Source organism: Vibrio sp. R10-SG3-ISO3 (assembly GCF_059834225.1).
The window spans coordinates 63,972-70,000 of the sequence record NZ_JCBDHE010000004.1; the positions used below are offsets into that span (position 1 = coordinate 63,972).

Consider the following 6,029-nt stretch of genomic DNA (forward strand, 5'->3'; position numbering starts at 1 on the left):
ATATGAGTAATAAAATCGACCATCAGTTGTTTTCTGCCCACGAGCACGCCTTAGAACATCAGGCGTGCCCGAAATGCCAAGCTCAAGGCTTGGCGGGGGAGCTGTCGCTGCGCCATGGCAAACATGGTCCTTTCTTGGGGTGCACCTTGTACCCGCAATGCGATTACATCAAACCTTTGCATCAAAATGATGGCCACATCGTTAAAGAGTTAGGTGTGCCATGTCCTGAGTGTGGTCATGAGTTGGTGCTGCGCCAAGGTCGCTATGGGATGTTTGTCGGTTGCAGTCATTACCCTGAGTGTCACCACATTGAGTCGATCGATGCCCCTGCAGAGCCGAGTGAGGACAACGTCGCCATCGCCTGCCCTGAATGCCATCAAGGTCAGCTGACCGAGCGTAAATCTCGCTTTGGTAAGCTGTTTTATGCATGTGACCGCTACCCGAAATGCAAGTTTGCCGTCAATCAGCCGCCCGTCAGTGGTGAGTGCCAAGTGTGTGGGTTTCCACTGCTGGTGGAAAAGCACAGCGCAAAAGGCCAACAGTTGCAGTGTGCAGCTCGACGTTGTCAGGCCATTCAGTCTTAATTTTCGGCGAGTGCCTATTTAAGACTATATCGTGATTTAAGACTATACAGTGGTAAGGCGATATCGGAGCGGCCGAGCGTTACAGCAAATACAATGTCATTAAAGACAAAAAAGGCGCCATGAGCGCCTTTTTCAATCCAGTGTTCGCAGAGCCAACACTCATTTGATCCGATTACGATTCGAAGTTTTGTGCAAACTCATGCACCGCAGGGAAGGCATCGCTGTCGAGCAGGGTGGCCAGTTCACACAGCTTGCGTTGTAGCTCACCACTGTAGTCGCCGCAGACATTGATGTGACCCATCTTGCGTCCAGCACGCTTCTCTTTGCCGTACCAATGGATATGGCACCCTTCAATGGCCAGCAACGCTTGTGGCAGCGTATCTTCGCCAAGGATGTTGATCATCGCCGTTTCACGAACCAGTTTGGTGCTGCCAAGCGGCAAGCCACACACGGCTCTTAGGTGGTTTTCAAACTGACAGGTCTCTGCGCCTTGCTGCGTCCAGTGACCGGAGTTGTGCACGCGCGGTGCAATCTCATTCACGAGCAGGGTGCCATCGACATCGAAAAACTCAAGGGCAAGCACGCCCACGTAGTCGAGACTCTCGGCTACAGCGCTAAACATCGCCTGCGCTTGGTCTTGCAGCTTCGGGTCAGAAATGGCGGTCGATAGGCTTAGCACCCCTTGGGTGTGGACGTTCTCAGCCAGAGGGTAAACAGCGACTGAGCCGTCTTTGGCTCGTGCGCCCACCAAGGAAACTTCTCGGCCAAACGGGACAAACTCTTCCGCCACAATCGCTTGTGTCTCACTGGCTTGGATGCATTGTGCCATCTCTTGCCAAATGCTGTCCGCTTGAGCGGCGTCTTTCAATCGCCATTGGCCTTTACCATCGTAGCCACCTAGGGCACTTTTCAGCACCATAGGAATGCCGACTTTTTCGATCGCGCGATCAAAATCTTCCCGGCTCTCAATGACATGGTAGTTGGCGTTGCGAACGCCCGCTTTGTCTAATAGCGCCTTCTCAATACGGCGATCGCCACCGGTTTTGATCGCTTCTGCTGACGGGTAAAACTTCCCGCTTTGCTCGCAGAGGGTCAAAATATCGTGTGGGATATGTTCAAACTCAGCCGTGATCACATCGGCACGCTCAATGGCATTGCGAAGACCGTGGCCCACCACGTGTTGGGTGAGAGGATGGACAATGTTTTCACTGCCGACATCGTACGCCGAGATCTCAATGTTCAGTGGTGCGCCCGCAAGAGACATCATTCGTGCTAATTGGCCTGCACCTAACACCAACACATGCATGGTTTAGTCCTCGGCTGGGTTTGGGTTAGCAAGGACGGTCTCAGTTTGCTCTTGGCGAAACGCTTCGACCTTCTCCATCACGGACTCATCGTGGGTACCGATGATTTGCGCGGCCAAAATACCCGCATTCGCTGCGCCCGCTTCGCCGATCGCCAGTGTACCGACCGCGATGCCTTTTGGCATTTGCACGATAGAAAGTAGCGAATCCATCCCTTTTAGGGCACGTGATTGAACAGGAACACCCAAGACAGGTAAGCTTGTGAACGCCGCAGCCATGCCCGGCAGGTGCGCAGCGCCGCCAGCGCCAGCAATGATCACTTTCAGACCGCGCTCTTTCGCGCTGTTGGCGTAGTCTGCCAATAATTGAGGAGTGCGGTGCGCAGAGACGACTTTAGTTTCGTATTCAACACCAAATCTATCCAGCATTTCCGCGGCGAGCTTCATTGTTGGCCAATCTGATTTTGAACCCATGATGATACCGACTTTCATCTCAAACTCCTTCAACCTTTTGTGTGGAATGAAAAACAGGATGTGTCGTAAACCCAGTACAACCACATCGCCAATTTGTGCGCATTATACGGCGTTTTCCCTAGCAAGCAAACGTTTGCGCGCACTTTGAACCGCGCAGTGATTAGTCTTCGACGCAGATTCTTTGTACACTGAGTCTCATCCCAAGAAGACGCAGCCAGTGACTGCGTGGTGAAACAGGGCCTACCCTGCAAGGAAGTAAAATGTCAGAAATCGATAAGCAGGCGGTGAAGCAGTTTTTGTTGGCACTGCAAGAGACCATTTGTCAGCAGCTTGAGCAGGCCGACGGCCAAGCGCTGTTTGTTGAGGATGCGTGGCAGCGTGAACCCGGAGAGCGGCTCGGTGGCGGTGGTCGCACCCGAGTGATGAAAGCAGGCGCGGTGTTTGAGCAAGGCGGCGTCAACTTCTCTCATGTCTCTGGCAAAGCGATGCCCGCTTCGGCGACTGCCCATCGCCCAGAGTTAGCCGGGCGACGCTTTGAAGCCATGGGTGTGTCATTGGTGATGCATCCGAATAACCCTTATGTACCCACCTCCCATGCCAACGTGCGCTTTTTTATTGCCGAAAAAGAGGGCGAGGCGCCGATATGGTGGTTTGGCGGCGGGTTCGATTTGACCCCTTTCTACCCATTTGAAGAAGATGCTCAGTTCTGGCATGGCAGTGCGAAAGAGGTGTGTGAACCTTTTGGTCGAGACGTGTATGCCAAGCACAAAAAATGGTGTGATGATTACTTCTATCTGCCGCACCGTGATGAAACGCGTGGCGTCGGTGGGCTATTTTTTGATGATCTCAACGAGTGGCCATTTGATAAGTGTTTTGATTACATCAAAGCGGTCGGTGAAGGGTATACCCAGGCGTATTTGCCGATTGTTGAGCGCCGCAAAGAGACGCCCTACACTGACCGAGAGCGTCAATTTCAGCTTTATCGCCGTGGTCGCTATGTGGAGTTTAATCTCGTCTATGACCGAGGAACCTTGTTTGGTTTGCAAAGTGGTGGCCGAACCGAGTCGATTTTGATGTCGATGCCGCCACTGGCTCGCTGGGAGTACAATTATCAGATTGAGCCAGACAGCCCTGAAGCGGTTTTGTATCGCGATTTCCTCAAACCGCGTGATTGGTAACGTGTTTATCTCTGCATAGCGCTTGATCCTGGCCGGGATAGTGATAGGGTCAATGACCGTTGACCCGTTTATTTTTGTGTAGGTAAGGACATGACACAACCTCTTGACCGCTATGTGGTGTTTGGCAATCCCATTAGCCAAAGTAAATCGCCTTTTATCCATACCTTATTTGCTCGCCAGACCAACCAAGCGTTAACCTATCAAACGCAGCAGCCTGAGATCGGCACATTCAAAACGGCGGTAGCGGAGTTCTTTGCCGCAGGTGGTAAGGGGTGCAACATCACCGCACCGTTTAAAGAAGAGGCGTTTCAGTTTGCGACCCGCCTGACTGAGCGAGCGCAATTGGCCGGTGCCGTTAATACCTTAAAGAAGTTAGATGATGGAGACATCATTGGTGATAACACCGATGGTGAAGGATTAGTGCAAGATTTGCTTGCCCAGCAAGTGGTACTGAAAGGGGCGAGAATACTATTGCTTGGCGCTGGCGGCGCGGCGCGCGGCGTGATCAAACCGCTGCTCGACCAGCACCCGCACTCAATAGTGATCGCCAATCGCACCAAAGCCAAAGCATCACAGTTGGCAGAGCTTTTCGCTGAGTTTGGTGTGGTGCAAGCCGCCTCACTGGAAGAGGTCGAGACTGGCTTTGATGTCATCATTAACTCAACGTCGTCGGGATTGAGTGGTGAGTTGCCAGCGGTATCTCCGACCATTTTTCAAGGTTGCCAAGTGGTGTATGACATGGTCTACCGCGCAGGCAAAACGCCTTTTAATGCCTGGGCGGAACAATCGGGTGCGCCCGTCAGCTATGATGGCTTAGGGATGTTGGTTGGCCAAGCGGCGGAAAGCTTTATGCTGTGGCGAGGTTTACGTCCAGGCACTAAGCAGGTGCTGCGCGAGCTGCGTAAAAATTTACAAGGGTAAAAGATGAATCAATCGATTTTGTTTCCCGATCGACAGCATTGGGATGAAGAGCGCGCTGCGGTTTGCTTTCCTGCTCAGCAAGCGGGTGCCTTGATTGAGTGTGTGGTGAGCCAAGCGGTACTGGAGTCGTATGCGCAGCAAAGCATTACCTCGGGTCAACACGCCATCGAACTGTTTGAACAATGGCGCTTTGACCTCGAAGAGCAAGCTGAGTCTTTAATAGAAGACGAGATGTTTAACAGCCGCGGTGAAATTGAACTCAACCAGAGATGATCTCAACTTCATTTAAGTAGTCGTCTTTATTCTGCACGTAGTTATCGGCAGACTTTTGTAAGAAAGCGCGCTCTTTGTCTGTCAAAGGGCGAGCCTGCTTAACTGGACTGCCGACATACAGATAGCCACTTTCCAATGTTTTCCCCGGTGGGACTAAACTGCCTGCTCCCACCATCACCTCATCTTGAATGACCACACCATCGAGCACGATCGCGCCCATGCCAACGAGCACGCGATGACCAATGGTACAGCCGTGCAGCATTACCTTATGACCCACGGTCACATCATCACCGATAATCAGTGGGTAGCCTTGAGGGTTTTCTGCATTCTTATGGGTGACATGAAGCACCGAACCATCTTGAATGTTGCTACGCGCACCAATTCGGATATGGTTGACGTCTCCACGAGCGGCCACCAAAGGCCAAACACTGGCATCATCGCCTAGTGTGATGTCGCCAACCAAGACAGCACTGCTATCTATATAGACACGATCGCCAACTTGAGGTTGGATACCTTTATAACTGCGTAGGGAACTCATCTCTTCTCCTATATGCGATAGCACGATATGTTGCCAAGAATAGTGGCAAAAATAGCCCGTTGCGCATAGAAAATACGCAAACAGTAAAAAAATCAAAAAAATCGCTGAAAAGGGGTTGCCAATGTGACGCCGATCTCTATAATGCCCCCTCGCTGACACGGCAAGACGACTCCAATAAGTTGATACTCACCGTAACAGCAAGGTCTAAATAGCCCAGCAAAAATTGCTTGAGAAAAGTTTGAAAAAAGTGGTTGACACTAAAACTTAAATCGCTAAAATGACCGTCCGTCTTGTGAGTGACCGACGTCACAGCCAACGAGCGCTCTTTAACAATATAAACCTATCAATCTGTGTGGGCACTCGTTGATGATAATCCAAATAGTTTCTTACAAAGAGAAATCAATTTAGGTTTCAATGATACTGAAGTGACCATTGAGTCTTCGGACTCAGCACAGTCAATTCAAACATTACTTTCGAACTAGTTTATTAGTCGACTAGGGAACTGTATCAGTATTCATTGAGCCGAACAAAATCTTAAATTGAAGAGTTTGATCATGGCTCAGATTGAACGCTGGCGGCAGGCCTAACACATGCAAGTCGAGCGGAAACGACTTAACTGAAGCCTTCGGGGAACGTTAAGGGCGTCGAGCGGCGGACGGGTGAGTAATGCCTGGGAAATTGCCCTGATGTGGGGGATAACCATTGGAAACGATGGCTAATACCGCATAATAGCTTCGGCTCAAAGAGGGGGACCTTCG

7 protein-coding genes and 1 rRNA gene (1 of these 8 only partly in view) are annotated in these 6,029 nt (G+C 51.2%); 5 read left to right on the forward strand and 3 right to left on the reverse strand.

Features of this window, described 5'->3' with window-relative positions; genetic code table 11:
- The first annotated feature begins 2 nt into the window (after window positions 1–2).
- Complete coding sequence (locus AC6R1A_RS00735; RefSeq protein ID WP_334555488.1) at window positions 3–584, forward strand: DNA topoisomerase family protein; 582 nt, start codon at window positions 3–5, stop codon at window positions 582–584.
- 172 nt (window positions 585–756) lie between these two features.
- Here the strand turns inward: AC6R1A_RS00735 and AC6R1A_RS00740 are convergent, their stop codons facing one another.
- Together AC6R1A_RS00740 and purE are read right to left on the reverse strand one after the other, a co-directional pair.
- On the reverse strand, window positions 757–1,890 hold the full coding sequence (locus tag AC6R1A_RS00740; protein WP_487903321.1) for a 5-(carboxyamino)imidazole ribonucleotide synthase: 1,134 nt from the start codon (window positions 1,888–1,890) through the stop codon (window positions 757–759).
- A 3-nt stretch (window positions 1,891–1,893) separates the two neighbouring features.
- Window positions 1,894–2,379 (reverse strand): 5-(carboxyamino)imidazole ribonucleotide mutase, encoded by a 486-nt coding sequence (purE, locus tag AC6R1A_RS00745; RefSeq protein WP_334555486.1) that lies wholly within the window; start codon window positions 2,377–2,379, stop codon window positions 1,894–1,896.
- 242 nt (window positions 2,380–2,621) lie between these two features.
- On the opposite strand from purE, the gene hemF reads away from it, so the two are divergent.
- The 3 genes from hemF (at window position 2,622) to AC6R1A_RS00760 (ending at window position 4,733) form a co-directional block, all read left to right on the forward strand.
- A complete protein-coding gene (gene hemF / locus AC6R1A_RS00750) occupies window positions 2,622–3,539 on the forward strand; it encodes an oxygen-dependent coproporphyrinogen oxidase (RefSeq protein WP_500632951.1) in 918 nt (305 codons plus the stop codon).
- Window positions 3,540–3,629: 90 nt separating this feature from the next.
- Entirely contained in the window at window positions 3,630–4,460 is an 831-nt protein-coding gene (gene aroE, locus AC6R1A_RS00755) for a shikimate dehydrogenase (protein WP_500632950.1), read from the forward strand.
- Between the two features lie 3 nt (window positions 4,461–4,463).
- Window positions 4,464–4,733: a DUF1488 family protein gene (locus AC6R1A_RS00760; RefSeq protein WP_487903319.1), complete on the forward strand. Its 270-nt coding sequence runs from the start codon at window positions 4,464–4,466 to the stop codon at window positions 4,731–4,733.
- On the opposite strand, the gene AC6R1A_RS00765 is transcribed toward AC6R1A_RS00760, so the two are convergent.
- Window positions 4,720–5,271: a gamma carbonic anhydrase family protein gene (locus AC6R1A_RS00765; RefSeq protein ID WP_500632949.1), complete on the reverse strand. Its 552-nt coding sequence runs from the start codon at window positions 5,269–5,271 to the stop codon at window positions 4,720–4,722. The two genes, AC6R1A_RS00760 and AC6R1A_RS00765, sit on opposite strands and share 14 nt — an antisense overlap.
- 536 nt (window positions 5,272–5,807) lie before the next feature.
- On the opposite strand from AC6R1A_RS00765, the gene AC6R1A_RS00770 reads away from it, so the two are divergent.
- A 16S ribosomal RNA gene (locus AC6R1A_RS00770) occupies window positions 5,808–6,029 on the forward strand; its annotated part runs 1,238 nt beyond the window's last position; the annotation flags it as partial.